Genomic DNA, 23,118 nt, shown 5'->3' with positions numbered 1-23,118 from the left:
AAAAGAGGGAGCTCGGTCACCGCACCTGGGAGGACCGAGTGCTCGCGTTGCCGTGACGCGACGCGAGCCGGGCCGCGGAGGTGCCCAGCCCGGTGGGGCCGGCCAGCAGCCGCCGTACCGGTGCGGACCCGACGTCGACGGCCTGGGACGGCGCGTGTGGTTCGAGAGCGGGTGGCGCGCCGGATGTCGGCTGGTGGTAGGCGCGCAGCTCGGGCTCGGAGTAGCGCACCACGCACCAGCGATGCCATGCCAGCACTCCCGCCATCCACTCCCGGAGTCCTTCGGCGTGCTCGGTGAGGACGCCGCGGGCCGACTCGTCGAGGTCGAACTCCTCGCAGAGCCGGGGAAGTTGTTCGGTGAGGATCCGCTCGAACTGGTGCCTGCGGGCGTTCATCACGTTGACCACGACGTCGCGGGCCTGCCACCGATCCACGTCGAGGAAGTTCTGCACGACCAGGACGAGGTTGTGCATCTCGCCTTCGAACTCGATCTCCTTCTGGTAGGAGATCAGATCGTTCGCGAGGCTGGTGTAGTCCTGTGCGGCGGTTTCCAGTTGCCGCACCACCGTGCTCTGCTGCACCTCGGCGGGTACGGCGTCGAGCTGGGTCAGTCGGGACAGGCTCATCGTCATGTCCGCCCCGAACGTCTTACGACGCATCTCCATGTAGTCGACCGGATCCGGCACGCGATGCTGGATCTGGTTGGCCAATTCCCATACCCAGCTGGTGGTCATCTCCTCCACCGCGGTTCGGAACTGGCGTCGTGCGGCGGTGTTCAGGGGAGCGGCGGTCCGGCGCCACAGGTCGGCCAGGCCACGCTCGACGGGATTCGTCGCCTCCGGAACGGTGCCGAGGTCCAACGGCATGAACAGTGAAAGGCGTTCATTGCAGGCCTTGGCACCCGCGAGGTTGTTGGTGCTCCCGAACACGAGGGGGAAGTAGTCGTCCCCGTAGGTGCCCCACGTCAACCAGTCGGTCGACAGGTTGAGCTGCTCCGGATCCGCGTCGGCATGGATGATCGCCGCGCAATAGGAGAAATCGAACCGGATGAACCGGTGCTCGCTCCACACCCCACCGGCTTCCACTCCGGGCACGGACTCGAACATGCCCATCCGGCGCGCCCAGTCGACCTCGTGGACCCGTGCGCTGTCCAGATGCGGGCTCATTCGAGTCGAATACGGCATGTCGAACTCGGGCAGCGTCAAATGCCCCACCGCTTGGAACGGCCTGTGGGAATGTTGCTGCGTTCGACGCCGCACGCCGGGCCGCAATCGGGTGAACGCGCGTGCCGCCGAGGTGCCCAATCCGGTGGGGCCCTGGAACACCGGGGCGCTGGATGCCGCGGTGACGTGCTCGTTCATGTACCGGCTGGACCGGGCGTGCCACTCGTGACCACCGGCCTGCCAGTCCTGCAGTCCTTTGACGTAGGCCAGCACACTCGCGCGTTCCGCGTGGTCCAGGGCGCGCTCGTCGCACAGGGCCGGCACCTCGGTCAGCGCGGTGTTGTTGAACTGCTCCAACCGCGAGGTCAACAGGTCGTTGGTGAGTTCGGCGGCCCGTTGCGGGCTGGTTCCGAAGAAAGTCTCCATGACCAGCACCCCGTTGTTGAGCTCACCTTCCTCCTGCGTCTCGCGTTGGTAGGAGAACAGGTCGTTGCGCAGGTGCACCCCGTCGGAGAACGTGTCGGTGATCACCTGCATCGGCCTGCTCGCGGCGATGGAATCCGGGATCTCCGCTCGGGCGGCGAGTTCCACGAGCCCGGCCGACCAGGGCGCCCCACCGACCCTGCGACGCATGGTGATGTACTCGATCGGGTTGGGAACCTGGTTCTGGGTGATGTTGGTCAGCTCCCACACGCAGTCCTCGAGCAGATCGCGGGTGCTGGCGGCGAAACGACCCAGCCATTCGGGCGACATGATGGAGGCGGTGCGCTTCCACAGATCGGCCAGGCCCCATTCCACCGGATTCGTCGCGGTGGGGACGTGGTCGGTCGACCGCGTCGGCATGAAGGCCGACAACCCTGTCAGGTACTCGCGTGCCCCGGTCAGATCTCCTGTTCTTTTGTAGTGCTCGAGAAAGTGGTCGTCGAAGTAGAACACCCACACGTACCAGTCGGTGACGAGATCGAGGTCCTCAGCGGTGGCATCCGGGTGGGTGTAGGCGCACAGCAGCGGGTAGTCGGCCGAGTCGAAGGTGGGCTCGTCCCAGGCGAACGCCCCACCGCTGCCCACCGCCCCACCGGAGGTGACCATCTCCATCCGGCGCGCCCACGTCTTGCTGTGCTCGCGCGCACCTTCGAGATGCGGGTTCAGCCGAGCGGGCCAGGGCAGGTAGAACTCCGGGAGGTCAAACGGTTGTTCACCCATGGCGGCGATCAGTTTTCCCTGCCGGCCTCGACGTCGTCGAGCACGGCCAGCGCGTCCGGGACGTGCACGGCGGCGGAGTAGTACGTGCTGACCAGGTAGGAGATGATGGCCTTCTCGTTGATGCCCATGAACCGCACCGACAGGCCGGGCTCGTACTCGTCCGGGATGCCGGTCTGGTGCAGCCCGACCACGCCCTGGTTGTGCTCCCCGGTGCGCATCAGCATGATCGAACTCGTGCGGTGCTTGCTCATCGGCAGCTTGTTGCTCGGGAACAGCGGGACCCCGCGCCACGCGGGCACGTGATGTCCGCCGACCTCCACGCTCGCCGGGTACAGACCGCGGCGGCTGCACTCCCGGCCGAACGCCGCGATCGCCCGCGGGTGCGCCAGGAAGAAGCCCGGCTCCTTCCACACCAGCGACAGCAGCTCGTCCATGTCGTCCGGCGTGGGCGGTCCGGTGCGGGTGTGGATGCGCTGGCGCAGGTCGGCGTTGTGCAGCAGACCGAAGTCGCGGTTGTTGATCAGCTCCTTCTCCTGCTCCTCGCGCAGCTCCTGGATGGTCAACCGCAGCTGCTGCTCGACCTGGTCCATCGGCTGGTTGTACAGATCCGCCACCCGGCTGTGCACCCGCAGCACCGTCTGGGCCACGCTGAGCTCGTACTCGCGGGGCTTGAGCTCGTAGTCGACGAAGGTCCCCGGCAGATCGGGCTCCCCGGCGTGGCCCGAGGCCACCGCGACCGTGGACTCCCCCTCCGAATTGTGCGTCGGCTGCGAACTGGTCCGGACCTGCTCGAGGTGGCTCCGCAGCGCCTCGGACCGCCCGGCGAACTCCTCGAACGACTGCCGGGAGAGGCTCAGCACGGTGCACGAGGTCACGGCCTTGGCCGTGAACTCCCACTGGCTCTGCTCGCCGACCAGCGCGTGGCTGCCGAAGTGCTCCCCGTTGGCCAGCACCCCCAGCACCGCCTGGTCCCCGTAGGGACCGGTACCCAGCTTGTTGACCTTGCCGTGCGCGATGAGCACGACCTCGTCGGCCGGGCGGCCCACCTCCGCGATCACGTCACCCGCCGCGTACTCGCGCTGGGTGAACCGATCGGCCAAGCCCTCCAGCACCGTGGTGTCGCCGAACCCGCGCAGCACCGGCAGCTCGCACAGCTCGGCGGGAATGACCCGCACGTCGGCACCGGTGTTGGTGAACGTCACCCGTCCGTCACCGAGCTGGTAGGTCAACCGACGGTTGACCCGGTACGCCCCGCCGGAAGCCTGCACCCAGGGCAGCAGGCGCGGCAGCCACCGCGAGGTGACCGACTGCATCTGCGGCGGCGTCTTCGTCGTCGTCGACAGGTTCCGCGCCGCCGCCGTCCCCAGGCTCAACGGCGACTGCCCGTCACCACTGCCCTGACCGGCCATCGACTCCGCACTTGTCACCACATACCACCAATCCGAGTCATGCCAACACCTGAGTGCCGCACCAGAGTCGGTGATCCCCCACCTCGGGTTGCCTCGTTGATCGACCCCAGATCACGGCACCAAGGCGATCTTGGCTAACACAGGTGACATTGTCGATCACCGATCGAAGTGATCAATCTCCTGTTGACACGCTGGGTGTCCTTGATACCACTGGGAGCGACACGTATCCGTCCGTGGTATGACACACGAACGAGACGTCGACTCGGCGGACGGTCAACGGGCAGGATCGACGAGGCTTCACCGGACCGCACTCAGAGAGGAACCGCAGTGGAACAAGTCGTGCTGCTCGACGAGAGCGGTCACGCCAACGGCGTCGCCGACAAAGCCACCGTGCACCACAGCCACACCCCGCTGCACCTGGCCTTCTCCTGCTACGTCATCAACGACCGCAACCAACTGCTGCTGACCCGACGCGCCCTGACGAAGACGACCTGGCCCGGGGTGTGGACCAACTCCTGCTGCGGGCATCCGGCTCCCGGTGAGCCCCTCACGACAGCGGTCACGCGACGACTGCACGAAGAACTGGGCCTCGACGTCGACAGCGCGGAGCTGATACTCCCGGCTTTTCGCTACCGCGCCGTCATGGACAACGGCACCGTCGAAAACGAGATGTGCCCGGTCTTTCGTGCCCGCGCGGAACATCACCCCCGGCCAGCGCCCACCGAAGTCGACTCCGTGCGGTGGACGGACTGGGACGAGTTCGGCGAGACCGCCGTGTCCGGGACGTCGGGGCTCTCACCCTGGTGCCTCCAACAGGTCCACCAGCTCCGCGTCCTCGGGGCCGACGCACGGCACTGGCCGGCAGCCCACGAGTCCGAGTTGCCCGCCGCGGCGAGGAGCTCCGGTACCCGGCCGGACCGGAAGGAATCCCGCTGAGGGGGATGTTCCCCGGACGGATCAGCGCACCCCGCAGCTCTCATCGCACTCCCCGCAACCGAATCCGACGCGTTCCGAACGCCGGGCACCCGGGTCATACCAGCGTCGCGATGTCGATGACGAAGCGGTACCGCACGTCGGAGGCCAGCACGCGCTCGTAGGCGTCGTTGGTCCGCTCCGCGCCGATCACCTCGACTTCGGCACCGATCCCGGCTCGGCGCAGAAGTCCAGTATCTCCTGGGGCTCGCGGATGCCACCGATCAGCGAACCGGACATCGACCGCCGGTTGCCCAGCAGCGAGAACACGTTGAACGACACCGGATCCGGCGGTGCGCCGACGTTCGCCAGCGCCCCGCCGAGTCCCAGCAGCGACAGATGGGCGCTCACTTCCGGGGACGCGCTCACCGTGTTCACGATGAGTCGAACGAGCCGGCCGGTTCCTCGAAGGTCGCCGGACCCCCGGTCGCGCGACAGTCGTGCGCACCGAGGCCGAAACCGTCGTCCTGCGTGGTCAGCGTTCGCGACAGCACCGTCACCTCGGTACCCATCGCGCGGGCGAGCTTGACCGCCACGTGCCCGAGGCCGACGACCGCGACCCGCTTGCCGGGGCCGGCGTTCCACTGCCGCAACGGCGCGCAAGTCGTGATGCCGGCGCCCAGCAGCGGCGCGGCCTCGGTCGGCGAGAGGCCGTCGGAGATGCGCAGGGCGAAGTCCTCGGTCACCACGATGCGCGTGGAGTACCCGCCTCGCGTCGACTGCCCGTGCTGATCGGTGCCCGCATAGGTCAGCACCATTCCGCTGAGGCAGTACTGCTCTTCCCGACGCGGCGAAACCGACCTCCGGGAGAAAGCACGCCCGCGACCGAGAAGACGGTGACCATCGGGGCGGACGCGAGTCAGCGCAACCATCCGACACCGGCGTTCGGGACCGTTCGGCCACGGCGAATCCCGAGCGCGCCAATATAGATGCATTCGGAAACCAAATCCGGATCGTTTCGTCACCACGCCAATCACGGAGTTATCACGAAATTCCCTGGTCACGGCGCCTATGGCGGCAGCGCGCCAATGCGGCACGCCCGGGGAAACACCGCGACGCATCACCTCGGACATGCACTCGCGCCAAGATCGATGGCGCTGCGTCGCGACACGAAACCAAAACAGAATACTCCACCGGGCAAGCGGGTCGAATAAGCCCGACCGGAGTTCATCGATCAACAAAACGTCACAGCGTAGTCGGCAAAGTTAATATTTCGGACATCGGATAACTTGACCGTGTTCATGAGAGTTACTTCCCCCGGGGCATTGATTACGCTGCGAAGTACGTACAGTATCCATCAACGACCGAAGAAGCGCGCACAAAAATGTGTGCCCGGGTCAGTGGTACTCACCGGGCACACTCGTCACTATGCGACTATCGCGGGAAAGGGCCCTCAACAGCTGATGCGTGTCCTCATCACCACCGTTCCGGCATGCGGACATTTCTTCCCCATGGTCGCCCTGTCCTGGGCTCTTCGCAGCTCCGGGCACCAGGTCATGGTGGCCGGACCGCGTTCGATCGCGAAGGAAGCACGGACGGCGGGGCTGCCCAGCACGGCCGTGGGAACCGTCTCACCACGGGAAATGTGGGCGGCGAGCGCGGACCCGACGGGACGGGACAACCACGCCATCGCCGAATTCGGCATCTCCGTCGCCGAGCGAACGGCCGACGACGTCCTGAGTCTCGGCGAGGCCTGGCGACCCGATGTCGTGGTGTCCGAACCGATGGAACTCACCGGACCCATGGTCGCCGCCCTGCACGGGATTCCGCTGGTCACCCACCGATGGGGACTGCAACTTCCCGAGGAGTTGCAGACGGCCCTCACCGACGCGGTGCATTCCAGGCTCGCAGCACTGCACCACCACCACGGTCTCTTCGACGAAACCCCCTCGGAGCACGTCGTGGTCGAGAACTGCCCGCCCAGTCTGCGCCGTTCCGAGTCCGACGAGGCCGTTCCCATGCGCTACGTCCCCTATTGCGGCGCGGGCATCATGCCGGCGTGGCTGCTCGACGGGAGCACCGCCCCTCGCATCTGCGTGTCCATGGGCAGCCTGCCCCTGGAAGCGGGAATCGAGGGCCTGCGCGTCACCGTCGACGCGCTCGCCGAGTTACCCGTCGAAGTGGTCGTGGCCGGCGCGGGCTCACGTGATTCGTCGCTGGGCGAGCTTCCCGCGAACGCCCGCGCGGGTGGCTGGATCCCCCACGACCAGCTGCTGCCGACGTGCGACGCGGTGGTCCACCACGGCGGCGCGGGAAGCTCGATGGCCGCACTCGACCACGGACTTCCGCAACTCGTCCTGCCGCAACTCGGCGACCAGTTCGCCAACGCCGACCAACTCGTGCAGCGCGGTGTCGCGGAAAAGCTCGACCTGCACGAACGATCCGCGGACCGGACGTGCCGAGCCGTGCGAACCCTGCTCGCGGAGCCCTCCTATCGGCACCGAGCCCACGAGGTGCGAAACGAGATCGCCACCATGCCCGCTCCCACCGAGGTGGCCACCGTCGTCGAACGCATCGTCGCCCGAAACACCACCGGCGACGCACCGGTCGGTGTCGCCACGACCACCGAAGCCGCCGACTGACCCGCCCGTCGGCGAGGACGAGTTCAGGAGGACAGCGATGACGCGCGACGCGCACCGCCTGCAGACACGGTCGATCGACACGCCCCGGGGCCCGCTGGGCTGCCTCGACGCCCACCCCCCGCAGGACGTACCGACCCGTGGCCACGCCGTGATCGCGGGAGGTTTCCTGCTCGGGAAGGAACTGTGGGTGCCCACCATGCTGCGCCTCTCCCGGCACGGCTACCGGATCTGTGCCTACGACCATCTCGGCCTGCCCGACTCACCCGGTCCGGACGATCCCGACGCCTACACCCTGCGCGCGCTCGCCGAAGACATGCTCGCGGTGGCACGCGGCCTCGACGACGGAAACCCGGTGCACCTCATGGGAAGCTGCTTCGGTGGTTTCGTCGCGCGCACAGCAGTGCTCCACGACCCCGACGCGGCCCGCAGCCTGACGCTGATCTCCTCCGGAACGACGCTGGAGGAATCGGCCTCCCCGGACCTCGCCGACTACGTCGCCTCGACGATCTCCTCCGAGGGCAGGCAGGGACTCCTGGACTGCGTGATCGGCCTGCTGGGCCAGTCCCCCGAAGGCCCACCCACGCTGGGACGGGCCTTCGAGGTGCTCAAGCGGAACCTGTTCGGCAGCCAGCTCCACCACCTCACCGGTTTCTCCCGCGCCGTGGCATCGGCGCGGTTTCCCACCGCGCCACTCCGCGAACTGGACCTCGCGAAACTCGTCGTCTACGGCACCGACGACGGCATCTTCACGCCCGAGACGCAGGAATCGATGGGCCGGCGTATCGGAGCGAGCCCCGTGGCCGTCGACGGCGCCAGTCACTCGCCACTGCTCGAACGCCCGAGCACGTCGACCACCGTGCTCAAGGACTTCCTCGACCGCGAGACCGCGCAATCAGTCGCCGCACACGAAAGCGCCACCACGTGACTACATCGATCCACGACACCGCGCACGAGCAAGCGGTCGTCCACCTGCAACAGCTGATGAAACCGCGGGGGAACCCGGATCCCTACCGCGAGTACGACCGGATCAGGCAGCTGGCCCCGGTCCTCAAGAGCCCACTACCGGCGGCGCTCGGCGGATACGTGCTCTCCCGCCACGAGGACTGCGCGCACCTGCTCCGCGACCGCGCGTTCGCCTCGATAGACCCCACCCACATGGACACCGTGCAGCCCCACTGGCGAACCAGCCGCACGGCTCACCACGTGCACCAGGCGATCGGGTTCCGCAATCCCCCCGACCACACCCGGCTCCGGGCGGCCATGGCCCCCCACTTCACGCCCCGTCACATCACCGAGCTGCACTCCCTCATCGACGAGACCGTCGACGATCTCCTGGACTCGCTGTCCGCGCACACCCCGAGCACCGATCCCGTCGATCTCATCGAGGCCGCGGCGCGCCCCTTACCGGTCGCCGTGATGCGAACGCTGTTCGGCCTCGATTCCGACACGGCGCGGGAACTCGCCCGCCTCGGCCACCTCACAGCACCGACCCTTGACCTGATCCGTTCGCCCGCCCAGCAACAACGCATGGAACACGCCGGCACGCAGCTTCTCGAGGCGTTCCGCGAACTGATCGCCGCACGCGCGGGCGCGCAGGAGAGCAGCCTGCTCTCGTCGGTCATCGAAGCCTGCGGCGGCCCGGATCCGGCGAACGACGAGGAACTCGTCGGCAATCTGCTGTTCCTGTTCACCGCGGGCCACGAAACCCTCGTGGGCTTCCTCGGTCTGGCAGTGCGAACACTGCTGCAACACCCCGACCAGGCCGAGCTGCTGAGGAACCGGCCCGACCTGGCCCCCTCCGCGGTCGAGGAACTGCTCCGCTACGACAGTTCCATCCAGATCACGGTGCGCATGGCCCAACAGCCCGTCCACATCGGCGAGCACGCGATCGAACCCGGCACGACCGTGCTCGGTCTGCTCGGGGCCGCCAACCGGGACCCCGACCGAACGCCCGAACCCCACGTCCTCGACCTCACGCGGGCCAGCCCCAGCCCGCTAAGCTTCGGCGGCGGCGCCCACTACTGCCTGGGAAGCTTCCTCGCCCGGACAGAAGCACAGGCGCTGCTCCCCCGCCTGCTGCAGCGCTTCCCGCACATGAGCCTCGCCCGGGCCCCCACCTACCGCTCCCCCGGCACGACGCTGCGCGGCATCGAGCACCTGCCGGTGCACCTGCACGGATAAGGCGTTCCGCACGAACCCCGCAGGCCCTGGAGATGCGAAATCGGCCCCTCTCCGCGGAGAGGGGCCGATTTTCCTGCTGAAGGGGGTGGCGCCGGGCCGGGAGCCCGGCCGAGCCACCCTCCCAGAGAACGGGTCAGACCTGCACGTTGCTGGCCTGCGCACCCTTCGGGCCCTGCGTGACCTCGTAAGTCACCTGCTGGTCCTCCGCCAGGCTGCGGAAACCACTGGCATCGATGGCCGAGTAGTGCACGAACACGTCCGGACCACCCTCATCCGGGGCAATGAAACCAAAGCCCTTCTCGTCGTTGAACCACTTCACCGTTCCCTGTGCCATGTCCGCCTCCTCCTTGCGCTGGGATCACCGCCGCACCACACGACAGCGAGGGGCCGCTCGGCCTTCACAGACGGCAACTACTCCAGCAACAACCAAAGACAGCAGCGCGCCCGCATCAACATCCTGCGAGCGTGCACAAGCACGAACTCAGAAAAACCTGACGACCACCCCACACAACCTACAACCCACCACCAGTATTCCCAAGACCGGCACACGATTTCAGGACCTCCGAATCACCGCCCACCGCGGGTGCGTGCTCAGCCGTGGCCGGTCGATCCCGACCCGGTGATGTGCGCCTGCGCGTGCTCGGTGAAAGCGCCGGCCAACCGAGTCCCGGAAGATCGTCACGCGTCGCAGACGCGGTCGGGTTCGTCGACGGCGCCGCCGCGACGGACTCACGTACCGGTGGCTTCGTCGGCGGTGCTTACCTCTACCATTCCGCGAATGACCGCCTACGACGATCTTGACGCGTGCGAGCACCTGGACACCTCGGCCCTGCCGTCACGTCAGCGGCGAATCCTGGTCGCCATCCGGGACTGGGTGGTCAGGTACGGGTACGCGCCCAGCACTCGGCAGCTCGGCGACGCCGTCGGCCTGCGGTCGTCGTCATCGGTGTCGAAGCACTTGGCGAGTCTGGAGGAGAAGGGCTTTCTCCGGCGCAGCGCCACGCTCTCCAGGCCGATCGACGTGCGCGCGTTCCTGCGGGAACCTTCCACCTCGGAAGAACCCGCCGATGACTCGGTGACAGTGCCCGTGGTCGGTCACGTCGCCGCAGGCAGCCCCATCGTCGCCGAAGAGCACGTCGAGGACGTGATGACGCTGCCCCGCGAACTCGCCGGGCGGGGCAGCACCTTCGGTCTGCGCGTGCGTGGTGACTCGATGATCGACGCCGCGATCCGCGACGGCGACATCGTCGTGGTGCGGCAGCAAGCCGAGGCCCATTCCGGCCAGATCGTCGCCGCGATGATCGACGACGAGGCCACCATCAAGGTCTACCGCCGTCGCAACGGGCACGTCCACCTCGAGCCGCGCAACCCCGACTACGACACCCTCGACGGCGACCGGGCCGTCGTGCTGGGCACCGTCATCTCCGTGCTGCGCAGCGTTTGACTACTCCCCGTCCTGAAGGGCGGGGATTCCCGTCGGGCTCGCGCCCGATAGTTCCTGCTTCATAGCCGACTGCGTGCGGGAAGATCCGGCACGGCTGACATCAGCTCCACAGGCTTGGCCGGGGTGTTGCCCGGCTACCGCTTGACCAGCGGCCAAGATGTTCTTGGCCGCGTTGTGGTCCCGGTCGTGCCGGGTGCGGCAGTCGGGGCACGTCCAGTGCCTCACCGACAGCTTCAGGTTGCTCAGCAGGTGCCCGCACGCGGAACACGTCTTCGACGAGGGGTACCACCGGTCGACCACGACCAGGGTCGTGCCCACGCGAGTGGTCTTGTACTCCAACTGTCGCCGGAACTCGCCCAACGCCGCATCGAGGATGCGCCGGTTCAACCCGGCTTTCTGCTTCACGTTGCGGCCCGGTTGCTCGGTGGTACCGCGAGCACTGCTGGTCATCCCGTCGACGTGGAGGTCTTCGATCGCGATCGTGTCGGCCCGACGAACCAGATTCGTCGTGGTGCGGTGCAGAAAATCCTGGCGGGCGTGGCGGACCTTGCGGTGCGCGCGAGCGACCTTGCGCTTGGCTTTGCGGCGGTTGTTCGAGCCGCGCTGCTTGCGGGCCATCCGTCGCTGATACCGCGCCAAGTTCCGCGCCTTACGATCTAGGTGCTTCGGATTGGCGATGGTCTCACCGGTCGACAGCACCGCGAAGTCCTTGACTCCGAGATCCACGCCGATCGCTTCACCCGTCGGCGGCTGCGGTTCGGGCTCGTCGGTGTCCACGGCGAACGTCACGTACCAGCGCCCGTCCGGCTCACGGGAGACCACCACCATCGTCGGGTTGATCGTGGTCGGGTCGACCTCGGGCCACGACCACACGAAACGCAACGGCGTGGTCTGCTTCGCCAGGAACAGCTGGGCGTCGCGGATGCGGAACGCGCTGCGGGTGTAGTGCGCGGACTGCTTGCCGGTGCGGGACTTGAACCGCGGGTACTTCGCCCGTCCGGCGAAGAAATTGGAGAACGCGGTGTGCTGGTGCCGCAGCGTTTGCTGCAGCGGCACCGACGACACCTCGGACAGAAACCCCAGGTCCTCGGTCCTCTTCCACTGCGACAGGGCCGCGTCGGTCTCTGTGTACGAAGTGGACCGACCTTCGGTGTGGTAGCGGCGATGCCGTGCGTCGAGGGTCTTGTTCCACACCAGGCGCACACACCCGAACGTGCGCCCCAGCTGGGCCGCCTGCTCGGAGTCCGGGTAAGTCCGGCACTTGTACGCCGTCCGCAAACCGGTCAGCTTACACGTCCATCGATCACGAGTAAGTACGAGTGCGTGGTCACCCAGAACCACTCGGGACCGGCTCCTCCCCGGCGTGAACGCCGGGACTTCCGCCGACTGGACACGAGGTGACCGCGGTGCCATCCGACAGCACGCAGGGCAGGTCGTCGTCGGCCTGCTACTCGCGGTGCTCCCCTGGACCTTCGACCGCGGTTCGGGTCATTTCCGCGTCTCCAGTGGTCCGGCGGGGTCGCTCAGCGGGGCCACGATCTCCTTCCGCCGGAGCCCGCTCTGCTTGGGCATGTTCCAGCCGAGCACTCCGATGACGCGGCCGTCGCGCTCGTAGCGCGCGACGAACCGGTCCTCGTCGAGAGAACCGTCCACGACGGACACCGCGGCGCCCGCGGCGAGCACACCGTGCATCTGGATCTTCACGTCGTGCTGGTCGGTCCAGAAGTAGGGCACCGGAGTGAAGGCGTGGTCCTCGCCGAGCACGTTGCCCGCCACGGTCAGGGCCTGCTGGGTGGCGTTGGTGCGGTTCTCCAACCGCATCAGGCGACCGAAGTCGTCGTGCCACCAGCGAGCGACGTCACCCACCGCGTAGATCCCGTCGGCGGCACGGCAACGCGAGTCGCACACCACGCCGTCGGCGAGCTCCAACCCGCTGCCGGCGAGCCAGCCGGTGTTGGGCACCGCCCCGACCGCGACGAGCACCGCGTCGGTGTCCAGCACCTCACCCGAATCCAAGCCCACGCCCACGACGCGCCCGGCATCGCCGACGAGCTCCCGGACGCCGACGCCGAGCCGCAGCGATACACCGCGGGAGGCGTGCAGCTCCGCCAACCGAGCGCTCACCAGCGGGCCGACCTGCGCGGCCATCGGCGCCGGCTGCGGCCCGACCATCGTGACGTCCACGCCCATCGCCCGGGCAGTGGCCGCGACCTCGGCGCCGAGCACGCCCTCCCCGACCACCACCGATCTCGAAGCACCCAGCAGATCCGCCCGCAGCGCCAGCGAGTCCCCGAGCGTGCGCAGCACGTGCGCCCCGGCCAGCTCGTCCTGCCCGGGCAGCGCCCGGTGCCGCACCCCGGTCGCCACCACGACGGCATCGGCACCGAAGCGGCGGCCGGAAGCGGTCCACACCTCCCGTCCCGCCGCGTCGAGCCCGACGGCCGGATCACCGAGCACGAACGAAGCGTCCAACTCGGACAACCGAACCTCGTCGCGCAACCGCGCCCGCTCCGCTTCCCACGCCCCGGCCAGCACCTGCTTGGACAGCGGCGGCCGGTCGTACGGCGCGGTCGGCTCCGCCCCGAGCACCGTCAGGTCACCCTCGAAACCCCTGTGCCGCAAGTGTTCCGCGACGGACAGACCCGCCGCCGACGCACCGACCACCAGCACGGACGAAGGCGCGCTCATGCCCGCTCGCTCAGCAGGATCGCCTGGGCCGGGCACGTGCTCGCCGCCTCCCGCGCGGACGCCTGCAGATCCGCGCCGGGCGACTCGTCGAGCAGGACCACCACACCGTCCTCATCGCGCTGGTCGAACACGTCGGGCGCGGTCAGCACGCACGTCCCGGCGCCGCAGCACTTCTCCTCGTCCACCGTGATCTTCACCCGAGAAACTCCTTCCACGTAGGACACTTACTGCACCGTGCTCGGAGCCGACCAGAGCCCCGTCACCGCGTCGATCAACCCCGTCGCGGCCTCCTGCCAGGTCTCGCGCGGCGTCGAGTCGCCCTCGGCCAGGGCGCGCTCCCGCTCGGCGACCACGTGCACCATCAACTGCCGGGACATGTCCCGGCGCTCCTCCCACACCGACCGCGGCAGTTCGGGCAGGCACCGGACGAGCTGGTCGCTGATGCGCGCCAGCGACGGGGAGCTCAGCGATTCGGACACCGCGACGTCGCGGTAGTCCGGCTCGGTCATGACCTGCGCGTTGAACCGCCCGTACCAGGTGGGCGAGCCGAGCTCGGTGAGGTGCTGCGCCACCGGGCGCAGCATGCACGACACCCAGTCCCGCACCCCGGCGCCCGGGGTCATCCGCGCCAGCATCGCCTCGCGGTGGTGCTCGATCTGCCCGTGGTGCTTGCGCACGATCGTCCGCACCAGGTCGTCCCGGCCGCCGAAGTGATAGCCGACCGCGGTGTTGTTGCCCTGCCCGGCAGCCTCGCTGATCCGCCGGTTGGACACCGCGGCCACACCGTGCTCGGCGAACAGCCGCTCGGCCGCGGACAGCAGCAGCTCGCGGGTGAGGCTCACCCGCTCGGCTCCGTTGCGCCCGGTCACCAACGCACCGGGACCTCTCGCAACCCGCCGACCACGAGCCCTTCCAGCTGCCGCAGCTGCTCGGCCGGCACCGCCAGCTCCAGCGTCGGCAGCTTCTCCAGCAGCACCTCCAGCGTCACCTGCAGTTCGGTGCGCGCCAGCGCCTGCCCGAGGCAGGAGTGCACACCGGCACCGAACGCCAGGTGCGGGTTCGGGCTGCGCGAGAGGTCCATCTCCGCCGCGCCCTCGAACGCCTCGGCGTCCCGATTCGCCGCGGCCATGCTGCACATGACCGTCGTGCCGCGCGGCAGCTCCACGCCCGCGACGTCGGCGTCCTCGCCGAGGTAGCGCACCGTGCCGAGCCCGGAGTTGGCGTCGAACCGCAGCGATTCCTCCACCGCGGTCCGGACGAGGGTGCGGTCGGCGACCAGCGCCCGCCAGCGGTCGCGGTCGGCCAGCAGCATCGCCACCATCTTGCCGATCATGTTCGCGGTGGTCTCGTGCCCGGCGATGAGCAGCCCGAGGCCGGTGGCCGCCAGCTGCTTGTCGCTCATCGGCTCGCCCTCCTCGGCGGTCGCGGCGATCAGCTCGCTGAGCACGTCCTCGCCCGGGTCCTCCCGCTTGGCCGTGATGTGGTCCCGCATGTACTCGAAGAACTCGCGCTCGGCGGTCTTGACCTCTTCCCCGGTGAAGCGGGTGAGGTTCAGGAACATGTCCGACCAGCGGGAGAACCGGTCCCGGTCGTCGCTCGGCACGCCGAGCACGTCGCAGATGACCCACACCGGCAGCGGAAAGCCCAGCCCCGCCTTGAGGTCCGCGGGGTGGCCGCTCGCGATCATCTCGTCGATGAGCTGCTCGGCCATCCCGGCGATCTCGGGGCGCAGGGCGTTCGTCCGCTTCGCGGTGAACCACCGGTTCAGCAACCGCCGCCAGCGCAGGTGCCCCTCACCGCCCTGCGGCAGCGTCGAGGACATCTCGCTGTTGAACACCCCGCCCGAGTCTGTGTCCGACAGCCGCGCGGCGTCCGGCTGGTTGAGCTGCCGGTCGAAGCGGTCGTCCGACAGCACCTGCTTGACGTCGGCGTATCGGGTCAGCAGCGCCACCTCGTCCCCGCTGGGCAGCTTGGCCCGCGACACCGGGCAGCGCTGCCGCAGCTCGTCCCACTCGGCCGGAGGCTCGAGCGCCTCCGGAGCGGGAAGGGGATAGTCCAGCACGCGCTCGTCGGCCTCGGACACCGTGGAACCTCCTGGAATCCTGGATCGCTGTCCGCTCCAGGAAACCGCATCCGCCGACTTAAGTCAATCAACTGACTTAGAAGCAGCGCTGAGAGGCAGCGCCCCTGCGATGCCGACCGCACCAGGACGAACACCTCCCCGATGGCGATCCGGGCTTCGTTCACTACCCGGCTGATCTTTGGGACGCACCCGATCCGGGCTCAGGATCGGTCAGCCGCGTCGTGATGTCCGCCTTCAACACCTTGCCGAGTTTCGAACGCGGCAGATCCGACCGGAGTTCGACCTGTTTCGGGGTTTTCACGCTGCCGAGTCGTTCCTTGACGAACGCGGTGAGCTCCCCGGCCGTGGCCTGCTGCCCCGTGCGCAACTGCACGACCGCCGTGACCCGCTCGCCCCACCGGTCGTCCCGCAGCCCGACTACGGCGCTGTCCTGCACGGCGGAGTGCGCGAACAGAGCCTGCTCGACGATTCGTTCCGCGAAGACGTGCTGGAGATCGACGAACACCGCGAGGCCATGATCTGGCAGGGGGTCAGCCGCTACGCCGAACTCGCCGGAGTCCGGCCCGCGAGTTCCGCGGGCGCCGCGTACGCGCTGCTCGACGGCGCGTTCCACCGCGCCCCGCTGCACCTGCTGTCCGGAAGGGGCGGTGCCGTCGAGCCGTCCGAGGACGAGCTCCCCCAGCGGCTCGACCTGCTGAGCACCCACGGGTGAAGGCTGCGCCGCGAGTGGCAACGGGCTTCGCCACCGGTGCCGACGAGGACGACGCGACCGGCGAGGGAAACGGATCAGAAGTGACCGCTTCCCTCGCCGATCGATGACCCGCTCGGAGCGCTCACGCCTCCTCGGGAACAGCGACCCGGACGACGGGCAGCGACGAGAGGGTTCGTGGACTCATGGACCGTGCCGCATCACGAACGGCTTCTTGCCGGGTTTCGATGCGCTGGTCGACGATCCTGCTCAGCTCGAGGGCGATCCGGCCGGTCTGTCGAACCGTGGTCTCATCGGGTCGGGGCCGGGGGGTCGACGTGATCGCGATGCCATCGGCATTGCCGTCGGAATCCTGAGCTGCTCCGACGACGAAGTGATCGCGGGCGTTGACGCTGCTGTCGACGTAGTGGGCGCGCACTCTCTCGAGCATCTCGTGCCACTGAACGACATCGCCCTGCAGGCCGGTCTCGTGGAGGTCCTGTTCGCTCAGAGCCACACCGTGCTCGTTGGCGGAGAAACATCGTCGGTACGAGACGAGCGCGGCGACCCAGAGGGATTCCAGCAGGACTTCTCCGGCCCCGTCCCGTTCCTGGGTCGAAAGAATCCGCTCACAACACCCCACGACCTTGGTCAAATCCTCGAAAATCGCCGTCAGGTCCGCCAACTCCAGGGCAGCCGGCGTCCGGAGCTGCCGCACGGTCTCGGGAGGGCGCATCGACGAAGGATCCCGTTCCATCCGGTCACACCACCTTTTCCACGCGTAAGACCCCAGGCAAAAGGGTTCTCGGGGAATATCCGTGCCGTCTCGGTCGAGGTGGGGCGAGAGCGGGTGCTCGCCCCACCCGGCGACCTCCTGGTCACTCGACCGGCGCGACCATGACGACTCGGGGCCCGATCAGGAGGGCTGCGATTCCCGCGGAACGTCGTCCCCGCTCCGGTCGCCGTAGCGGGTGCTGAGCAGGCCGCGGCACCACCCCGCGTTGGCCTCGACGCCGACCCGTGTGGTGCGGGCCAGGCGCAGCCTCATCGGTAGCGTGCCCAGGTCCATCGCTCGTCCCCGATCGTCGAGCATCAGCAGCGCGTCCGGCCCGGACGGGATCGCGAGCCGCTCACGACGGCGCTGGAGCCGCGTCAGCTCGGTACTGCCGGGCAGGTCGCGCAGCCGCACCTCGAGGAGTTGCTGGTGGGTGCGGCCCTCGCGGAGCAGGCCGGTGGCCAGTTGCTCCTGGCGGACCGAGTGGGCCTTGGCCAGAAAGGTGCGCCGCAGGTCGTCGAGCTCTCCGGTGGCCAGGCCGGGAAAGGACGCGTCGAATCCGTCGGCGGCGGCGACCCCGGTGTTGATCGCGTCGGAGGCGAAGTGGTCGAGCAGTCGGACCTGCACGTGGGTGACTCCGGGGAGCTCGGTCAGCACGTCGTGGGCGTCGGCGACCATGAGGTAGGCGAAGTTGGGGGCGCAGAAGTAGGTCGGCAACCTCAGTTCGACCCGCACCTCCGGGCCGTCGACCCGCAGGGAGGCGACGAAGCCGAGTTCGGTGACGGACTCGTCGAGTTCGGGGTCGAGTACGGTGCCCAGCGCCCGCCAGACCTCGGTCCGCAGGGTGGGGGCCGCGGTGCTCATGAGGACATCGCCCCCTCGTTGGTTTCCGAGGCGACCGCAGTGCGTGCCGCCGGCTCGGCGACCCCCAACCCCGCGGGCACGTCGATGTCGTAGAGGTTCGCCGCGTTGAGCCCGAGGATCTTGCGCTTGATGTCGGGGGTCAGCGTGCCGTACTCCGACTGCAGGTCCTCGGGGATCTGGAAGTCGACGAACTTCTCCACCAGCCACTTCGGCGTCCAGATGGCGTAGTCGCTGGAGAAGGTGATGCGGTTCTCGTCGAGCCAGAACAGCAGTTCACCGAGGATCTGGGCGAAGTAGCGCGGGCGGGAGTGGATGAACGGCATCGCCACGGCCAGACCGCCGTAGACGTTGGGTTCCTGGGTGGCGATCCAGCAGAAGTCCTCCAGCCGGGGCAGCCCGACGTGCTCGACGATGAAGTTCAGGTCCGGGAACGCGGTGGCCACGTCGTCGACGTCGGCGACGTCGAAGGAGTCCCGGTTGAGCGGATAGATCGTGGGGCCCTTGTGGACGTGGATGTTGCGCACGCCCAGCTGTCGGCACTTCTCCAGGTAGCGGTACGACCACGGGTCGGACAGCTTCCAGCCCTTCGACTCGCCCTTCCACTCGGCGGTGTAGAGCTTGATGCCGCGAGGCTGCCAGCGCTCGACCAGCCGCTCCAGCGCGGCCAGCCCGACCTCGCCGTCGCGCGGGTCCCACGCACCGTTGACGAGGAACTTGTCCGGGTACTTCTCGGCGATCGCCCCGTCCTGCTCGGTGGTGTTGAAGCCGTTGACGAAGAAGTCCGTCAGGTACGTGGGCTGAAAGATCGCCCTGTCCACGTAGCCGACCTCGAACAGGTCGTGCAGCAGGTCGGCCTCGCTCTGCTTCTGGAAGTGCTCCAGCGACCACAGTTCGGACTCGGGGCTCAGGTTGCGGTGGTAGTCGTAGAAGCAGTTCAGAAACCCCTCGCCGTAGCGATTGGCCTGGTTCGCCGGAGTCCCGTCCCAGAAGTGGATGTGGCTGTCGACGACGAAGTACTTCTCACCGTTTTTCTCGTACATCGGATCCTCTTTCGTGATGGGTGGGACAGGTCCGGGCGAACCGCCCCCGGGTCCGGTGGCGGGAGGGCGGGGTCAGGAGGTGAGAATGGCGCGGCCGCCGGGGATCCGGCCGTGGTCGAGGTCGTCCAGCGCCTCGAGCGCCGCACCCAGCGGATAGGTCCGGGTACGCAGGGACACCTTGCCCCGGGCGGTCAGCGTCATCAGCTCGTCGAGGTCGTTGTAGGAACCCACCAGGTTGCCGATGAGGTTGATCTCGCGGGAGATGATGTCGATGGTGGGCACGTTGACAGCGCCGCCGTAGCCGATGACGAAGTACGAGCCCGCGTTGCGCGTCATCGCCACGCCCTCGTCCTCGGTGCCGGACTCCCCGACGAAGTCCAGCACCACGTGGGCCCCCTTGCCGCCGGTGATCTCACGGACCGCCTCGAGCTGGCCGCCGTCGGCGGTGACGGTGTGGTGCGCACCGAGGTCGGCGGCGAGTTTCAGCGCTTCCGGGGAACGGTCCACCACCGTGATCTCGGCCGGAGTCAACGCCGTCAACGACTGCAGCCCGATGTGGCCGAGGCCGCCGGCACCGATCATCACCACGTGCGTGCCCGGGTACAGCAGCGGCACGGCCTTGCGCACCGCGTGGTAGGCCGTCAACCCGGCGTCCGCCAGTGCCGCGACGTCGGCCGGACGCAGCCCCTCGTCGAGCTTGACGACCGCACGCGCGTTGGTGAGCATCAGTTCGGCCATGCCACCATCGGTGTCGATGCCGGGGAACAGCGAGTTCTCGCAGTGCACGTCATCACCCGAACGACACGGACGGCACAGCCCGCAGGTCACCAGCGGATGCAGGATGACCTTGTCACCGGGCTCGACGTTGCGCACCGCCGAACCGACCTCCCGCACGGTTCCGGCGTTCTCGTGCCCGATGACGTAGGGCAGGGACACTCCGCTCTTGTCCGCCCACTGGCCCTCGAGGATGTGCAGGTCCGTCCGGCACACACCGGCCGCGTTGACCTCGACCAGGACATCCAGCGGCCCGGCCACTTCGGGGTCGGGAACGGACTCGATCCGTGCTCGTTCGCCGTAGGCGTGCACGCGTACCGCTTTCACCGGGAGTCACTCCCTCGTTCGTGTTGGACTGTTCGTGGTACTGCTGGGAACGCGATCGAACGCGCTCGTGGGGTCCCGACCGCCGCGACTCGCCCGAGACCCCACGAGCCCTCCCGCCGACCGTGGTCGGCAGCTCACGGGCCTCAGCGACATGCTCGCGCTGATGCGGGTTGATCGCCCGATCAAGCGATGTTGGAGGGGCGCACCATTCCCTCGGCGAGGTCGCCGAACCCCGGCGCGGTGATCGCTCCGGGATTCTGGACGTTCTCCTCGACCAGCAGGGTTTCGGTCGTGAGCAGCAGCGAAGCGATCGAGGCGGCGCTTTCCAGGGCGGAACGAGTGACCTTGACCGGGTCGATGACGCCGAACTCGTACATGCCGCCGTACTCCCCGGTCAGGGCATTGAACCCCTCCCCCTCCGGAGAACCGGCAACGCGCTCGAGCACCTCGTCGGCCGGATACCCCGCGTTGACGGTGATCCAGCGCAGGGGTTCGAGCAGCGAGCGCCGCACGATCTCGTAGCCCGCGGCCTCGTCACCGGACAGACCGGTCGATCCGAGGCCGGCGGCGGCCTTGGCAAGGGCCGTCCCACCACCCGCGAGGGTTCCCTCCTCGATGGCCGCCCGGGTCGCCGACACCGAGTCCTCGACCCGGTGCTGCTTCTCCTTGAGCTCCACCCCCGTCGCCGCTCCTACCCGCAGGACGGCGACCGAACCCGACAGGCGCGCGATCCGCTCCTGCAGCGAGTCCTGGTCGTGGGGGTTCTCGGCACGTTCGAACTCCCGCTTGAGCTGGTCGATGCGGGCGTTGACGGTGCCCTCGTCGCCGGCACCGTCGACGATGGTGGTGCTGTCCTCGGTCACCGTGATCTTGCCGCACCGTCCCAGGTGCTCCAGCTTGACCGAGTCCAGTTGCAAGCCGGCGTCCGCGCTGATGACCCGGCCGCCGCACAACGCGGCGATGTCACCCAGTTGCTCCAGGCGGCGGTGTCCGAACCCGGGAGAACGCACGGCGACGGATTTGAAAGTGCCGTGAACGTTGTTGTGCACGAGCATGCCCAGCGGGGGCCCCTGCACGTCCTCGGCGAGGACGACGAGGGGTTTGCCGGTGCGGGTCACCTGTTCCAGCACCGGCATCAAGGTCTGCACGTGGGTGATCTTCTCGTTGGTCATCAGGATGTAGGCGTCCTCGAAGACCGTCTCCCTGCGATGCTCGTCGGTGATCATGTACGGCGAGAGGTATCCGTGGTCGAACTCCATCCCGTCCACGAAATCGACGTCCAGACCGAAGGTCGGTGACTCCTCGACGGTCACGACACCGGTCGTACCCACGCGCTCCATCGCGACCGCGATCATGTCACCGACCTCGGAGTCGTTGTTGGCCGACAACGTGGCCACGTGCGCGAGGTCCTTCTTGCTGCTCACCGGCCGGGCACCTGCCCTGAGCACCTCGATCACCGCGTTCGCGGCCTGCTGGATGCCCGATTTCAGCAGCATCGGGTTGGCGCCCTCGTCCACCGCGCGCAGCCCTTCGTGCACCAACGCCTGTGCCAGCACCGTCGCCGTGGTCGTACCGTCGCCGGCGACGCCGTTGGTCTTGTTGGCGACCTCCTTCACCAGCTGCGCTCCCATGTCGGCGAACGGATCGCGCAGTTGGATCTCGCGAGCGATGGTCACACCGTCGTTGGTGATGCTGGGCGGGCCGGTGAGTTTCTCGATGACGGCGTTGCGCCCCTTGGGGCCCAACGTCACTTTGACGGCATCGGCCAGGGCGTCGACGCCGGCCACCAGCAGTTGCCGTGCTTCCACGTTGAAGCGGAGGTCCTTAGCCATTTCTGCATCGTCCTTCTGGTTCGTTGTTCCGTCGCGGAGGAATGAACGAGATGTTCCGGTGGAGTATCAGGCGACCTCGATCGGGGTCGTTTCCGGAGCGATTCGTGCCCGGACCATCACGTGGACCCCGTCAGGACGGTTTTCCTCGTCCCGGGATGCCGCAGAAATCCGCTGCTGGAATCCGTCGAGCACCCAACCGTTCTGAGACGAGCCCGCGACCGCGCTCTCGAAGCAGGTGGAGTGCGCCGAGAAGGGCGCCCTCCTGTTGTTCGGCACTGCCGCGGCCCACCCCGGCCAGCTCGGCTTCGTGTACAGTTCGACCCGCCCCAACGATGACACGTTTCGGACCGATTCTTCAATATCGTCGAGCAAATCACCGCGCTCCGCTCCCAGGCACAGCGCGGCAGGCAGGCGCAACAACACCCGGACCACCGCACCGTCGGTCGAGACGGCGGCGACGAGCCCCAATTCTTCCAGGGAATTGTCCGCACCCGGCGGACGGATCCCGCCGAGCGTTGTCCACACCTCGTCCAAGAGGGGTGTGTACGACGGATCTCTCATTCTTGACAGCGCTCCTCCCGCGAACGACCGGCCACATCGACCGGACACGTGTTTCCCCCGAAACGGAGCGACGCACCGAGCGGTGGACGGGCGAGGACGTCCACCACCGGTGTAGACAGCTGCGTCTCGGTGCCGGGAGCGGGGCGTTCGCGGCCCCGCCCCCGGCACCCGCCCAATCGGGTTTCCCCTACCGCACCGGCCTCAGGTCGAAGTCGATGTATTCGGCGGCGTCCTCGGGCCTGGCGAACAGGACGGTCTTGTCGTCCAGGTGGACCATCCGCCCGTAGTGCGTGGACATGATCTCCTCGAAGTCGGACTGGTCGAATTCGAAACCGAGCTCCTCGGCGATCTCGTCGAAATCGAACACGAGCTTCCTCAGACCGTCGACCCGGATCATGGAGGGCAGGTGGTCGACTTCCACGTCGTCCTTGGCGGCCATGATCTCGGCCACGACGTGACCGTTCTGGTTGTTCATCAGAGTAACGCCGCACAGCTCCGAGGCGGTCTCGTTCGCCGTGAAATTCCCCGTCATG

24 protein-coding genes are annotated in these 23,118 nt (G+C 68.0%); 6 read left to right on the top strand and 18 right to left on the bottom strand.

Going from position 1 to position 23,118, the window contains the following annotated elements; genetic code table 11:
• Window positions 1–16: 16 nt before the first annotated feature.
• Window positions 17–2,365, bottom strand: a complete 2,349-nt coding sequence (locus tag FHX42_RS16780; RefSeq protein ID WP_182545378.1) for a terpene synthase family protein — start codon at window positions 2,363–2,365, stop codon at window positions 17–19.
• 8 nt (window positions 2,366–2,373) lie between these two features.
• Entirely contained in the window at window positions 2,374–3,774 is a 1,401-nt protein-coding gene (locus tag FHX42_RS16775) for a family 2B encapsulin nanocompartment shell protein (protein WP_182545721.1), read from the bottom strand.
• Between the two features lie 327 nt (window positions 3,775–4,101).
• Here FHX42_RS16775 and idi point away from each other — a divergent pair, with 327 nt between their 5' ends.
• Window positions 4,102–4,710 (top strand): isopentenyl-diphosphate Delta-isomerase, encoded by a 609-nt coding sequence (idi, locus tag FHX42_RS16770; RefSeq protein ID WP_182545377.1) that lies wholly within the window; start codon window positions 4,102–4,104, stop codon window positions 4,708–4,710.
• Between the two features lie 186 nt (window positions 4,711–4,896).
• Here idi and FHX42_RS16765 read toward each other — a convergent pair whose 3' ends face one another.
• Together FHX42_RS16765 and FHX42_RS16760 are read right to left on the bottom strand one after the other, a co-directional pair.
• On the bottom strand, window positions 4,897–5,115 hold the full coding sequence (locus FHX42_RS16765) for a hypothetical protein (protein ID WP_182545376.1): 219 nt from the start codon (window positions 5,113–5,115) through the stop codon (window positions 4,897–4,899).
• Between the two features lie 5 nt (window positions 5,116–5,120).
• A complete protein-coding gene (locus FHX42_RS16760; protein WP_182545375.1) occupies window positions 5,121–5,504 on the bottom strand; it encodes an MDR/zinc-dependent alcohol dehydrogenase-like family protein in 384 nt (127 codons plus the stop codon).
• Window positions 5,505–6,149: 645 nt separating this feature from the next.
• Here FHX42_RS16760 and FHX42_RS16755 point away from each other — a divergent pair.
• The 3 genes from FHX42_RS16755 to FHX42_RS16745 are packed head-to-tail and all read left to right on the top strand — an operon-like array spanning window position 6,150 to window position 9,509.
• Window positions 6,150–7,328: a glycosyltransferase gene (locus tag FHX42_RS16755; RefSeq protein WP_182545374.1), complete on the top strand. Its 1,179-nt coding sequence runs from the start codon at window positions 6,150–6,152 to the stop codon at window positions 7,326–7,328.
• 37 nt (window positions 7,329–7,365) lie between these two features.
• Window positions 7,366–8,253: an alpha/beta fold hydrolase gene (locus FHX42_RS16750; RefSeq protein WP_182545373.1), complete on the top strand. Its 888-nt coding sequence runs from the start codon at window positions 7,366–7,368 to the stop codon at window positions 8,251–8,253.
• Entirely contained in the window at window positions 8,250–9,509 is a 1,260-nt protein-coding gene (locus FHX42_RS16745; protein WP_182545372.1) for a cytochrome P450, read from the top strand. The genes FHX42_RS16750 and FHX42_RS16745 overlap by 4 nt, the downstream gene beginning before the upstream one ends.
• 133 nt (window positions 9,510–9,642) lie before the next feature.
• Here the strand turns inward: FHX42_RS16745 and FHX42_RS16740 are convergent, their stop codons facing one another.
• Window positions 9,643–9,843 carry a cold-shock protein gene (locus FHX42_RS16740; RefSeq protein ID WP_182543966.1) on the bottom strand — a complete coding sequence of 67 codons (201 nt, stop codon included), beginning with the start codon at window positions 9,841–9,843 and terminating at the stop codon, window positions 9,643–9,645.
• Between the two features lie 444 nt (window positions 9,844–10,287).
• Here FHX42_RS16740 and lexA point away from each other — a divergent pair, with 444 nt between their 5' ends.
• Window positions 10,288–10,953: a transcriptional repressor LexA gene (gene lexA, locus FHX42_RS16735; protein ID WP_182545371.1), complete on the top strand. Its 666-nt coding sequence runs from the start codon at window positions 10,288–10,290 to the stop codon at window positions 10,951–10,953.
• Here the strand turns inward: lexA and FHX42_RS16730 are convergent, their stop codons facing one another.
• The 6 genes from FHX42_RS16730 to FHX42_RS26725 all read right to left on the bottom strand — a co-directional run bounded on the left by FHX42_RS16730 (window position 10,954) and on the right by FHX42_RS26725 (window position 16,229).
• On the bottom strand, window positions 10,954–12,231 hold the full coding sequence (locus FHX42_RS16730) for an RNA-guided endonuclease InsQ/TnpB family protein (RefSeq protein ID WP_182545370.1): 1,278 nt from the start codon (window positions 12,229–12,231) through the stop codon (window positions 10,954–10,956). It abuts the gene before it with no gap.
• 210 nt (window positions 12,232–12,441) lie between these two features.
• Window positions 12,442–13,641 carry an NAD(P)/FAD-dependent oxidoreductase gene (locus FHX42_RS16725; protein WP_182545369.1) on the bottom strand — a complete coding sequence of 400 codons (1,200 nt, stop codon included), beginning with the start codon at window positions 13,639–13,641 and terminating at the stop codon, window positions 12,442–12,444.
• The gene (locus FHX42_RS16720) at window positions 13,638–13,838 is read right to left on the bottom strand and encodes a ferredoxin (RefSeq protein WP_182545368.1); all 201 of its coding nucleotides are present in this window, start codon (window positions 13,836–13,838) and stop codon (window positions 13,638–13,640) included. Before FHX42_RS16720 ends, FHX42_RS16725 begins: the two co-directional genes overlap by 4 nt.
• Window positions 13,839–13,865: 27 nt before the next feature.
• The gene (locus FHX42_RS16715) at window positions 13,866–14,510 is read right to left on the bottom strand and encodes a TetR/AcrR family transcriptional regulator (RefSeq protein WP_182545367.1); all 645 of its coding nucleotides are present in this window, start codon (window positions 14,508–14,510) and stop codon (window positions 13,866–13,868) included.
• Window positions 14,507–15,724, bottom strand: coding sequence for a cytochrome P450 (locus FHX42_RS16710; RefSeq protein WP_182545366.1), 1,218 nt, complete (start codon window positions 15,722–15,724; stop codon window positions 14,507–14,509). The genes FHX42_RS16715 and FHX42_RS16710 overlap by 4 nt, the downstream gene beginning before the upstream one ends.
• 163 nt (window positions 15,725–15,887) lie before the next feature.
• On the bottom strand, window positions 15,888–16,229 hold the full coding sequence (locus FHX42_RS26725) for an AMP-binding enzyme (RefSeq protein ID WP_328796280.1): 342 nt from the start codon (window positions 16,227–16,229) through the stop codon (window positions 15,888–15,890).
• On the opposite strand from FHX42_RS26725, the gene FHX42_RS26720 reads away from it, so the two are divergent.
• Window positions 16,209–16,436, top strand: coding sequence for a hypothetical protein (locus tag FHX42_RS26720; protein WP_235987443.1), 228 nt, complete (start codon window positions 16,209–16,211; stop codon window positions 16,434–16,436). The genes FHX42_RS26725 and FHX42_RS26720 overlap by 21 nt on opposite strands.
• Window positions 16,437–16,557: 121 nt before the next feature.
• Here FHX42_RS26720 and FHX42_RS16700 read toward each other — a convergent pair whose 3' ends face one another.
• From FHX42_RS16700 to mimD, 7 genes are all read right to left on the bottom strand, one after another.
• Complete coding sequence (locus FHX42_RS16700; protein ID WP_182545365.1) at window positions 16,558–17,169, bottom strand: hypothetical protein; 612 nt, start codon at window positions 17,167–17,169, stop codon at window positions 16,558–16,560.
• Between the two features lie 159 nt (window positions 17,170–17,328).
• Window positions 17,329–18,051 carry an iron-sulfur cluster assembly protein gene (locus tag FHX42_RS16695; RefSeq protein ID WP_182545364.1) on the bottom strand — a complete coding sequence of 241 codons (723 nt, stop codon included), beginning with the start codon at window positions 18,049–18,051 and terminating at the stop codon, window positions 17,329–17,331.
• Window positions 18,048–19,091, bottom strand: coding sequence for an amidohydrolase family protein (locus FHX42_RS16690; RefSeq protein WP_182545363.1), 1,044 nt, complete (start codon window positions 19,089–19,091; stop codon window positions 18,048–18,050). Before FHX42_RS16690 ends, FHX42_RS16695 begins: the two co-directional genes overlap by 4 nt.
• Window positions 19,092–19,163: 72 nt before the next feature.
• Window positions 19,164–20,192, bottom strand: coding sequence for an NAD(P)-dependent alcohol dehydrogenase (locus FHX42_RS16685; RefSeq protein ID WP_182545362.1), 1,029 nt, complete (start codon window positions 20,190–20,192; stop codon window positions 19,164–19,166).
• 182 nt (window positions 20,193–20,374) lie between these two features.
• Window positions 20,375–22,024: a chaperonin GroEL gene (gene groL / locus FHX42_RS16680; RefSeq protein ID WP_182545361.1), complete on the bottom strand. Its 1,650-nt coding sequence runs from the start codon at window positions 22,022–22,024 to the stop codon at window positions 20,375–20,377.
• Window positions 22,025–22,090: 66 nt separating this feature from the next.
• Window positions 22,091–22,549: a hypothetical protein gene (locus FHX42_RS16675; RefSeq protein WP_407926268.1), complete on the bottom strand. Its 459-nt coding sequence runs from the start codon at window positions 22,547–22,549 to the stop codon at window positions 22,091–22,093.
• Window positions 22,550–22,772: 223 nt separating this feature from the next.
• The gene (mimD, locus tag FHX42_RS16670) at window positions 22,773–23,117 is read right to left on the bottom strand and encodes a propane 2-monooxygenase effector subunit MimD (RefSeq protein WP_182545359.1); all 345 of its coding nucleotides are present in this window, start codon (window positions 23,115–23,117) and stop codon (window positions 22,773–22,775) included.
• Between the last annotated feature and the right edge of the window lies 1 nt (window position 23,118).

It is taken from the genome of Halosaccharopolyspora lacisalsi (assembly GCF_014137975.1).
Taxonomy (GTDB): Bacteria; Actinomycetota; Actinomycetes; order Mycobacteriales; family Pseudonocardiaceae; genus Halosaccharopolyspora; species Halosaccharopolyspora lacisalsi.
This window is presented reverse-complemented; position numbering and strand designations above follow the sequence as displayed.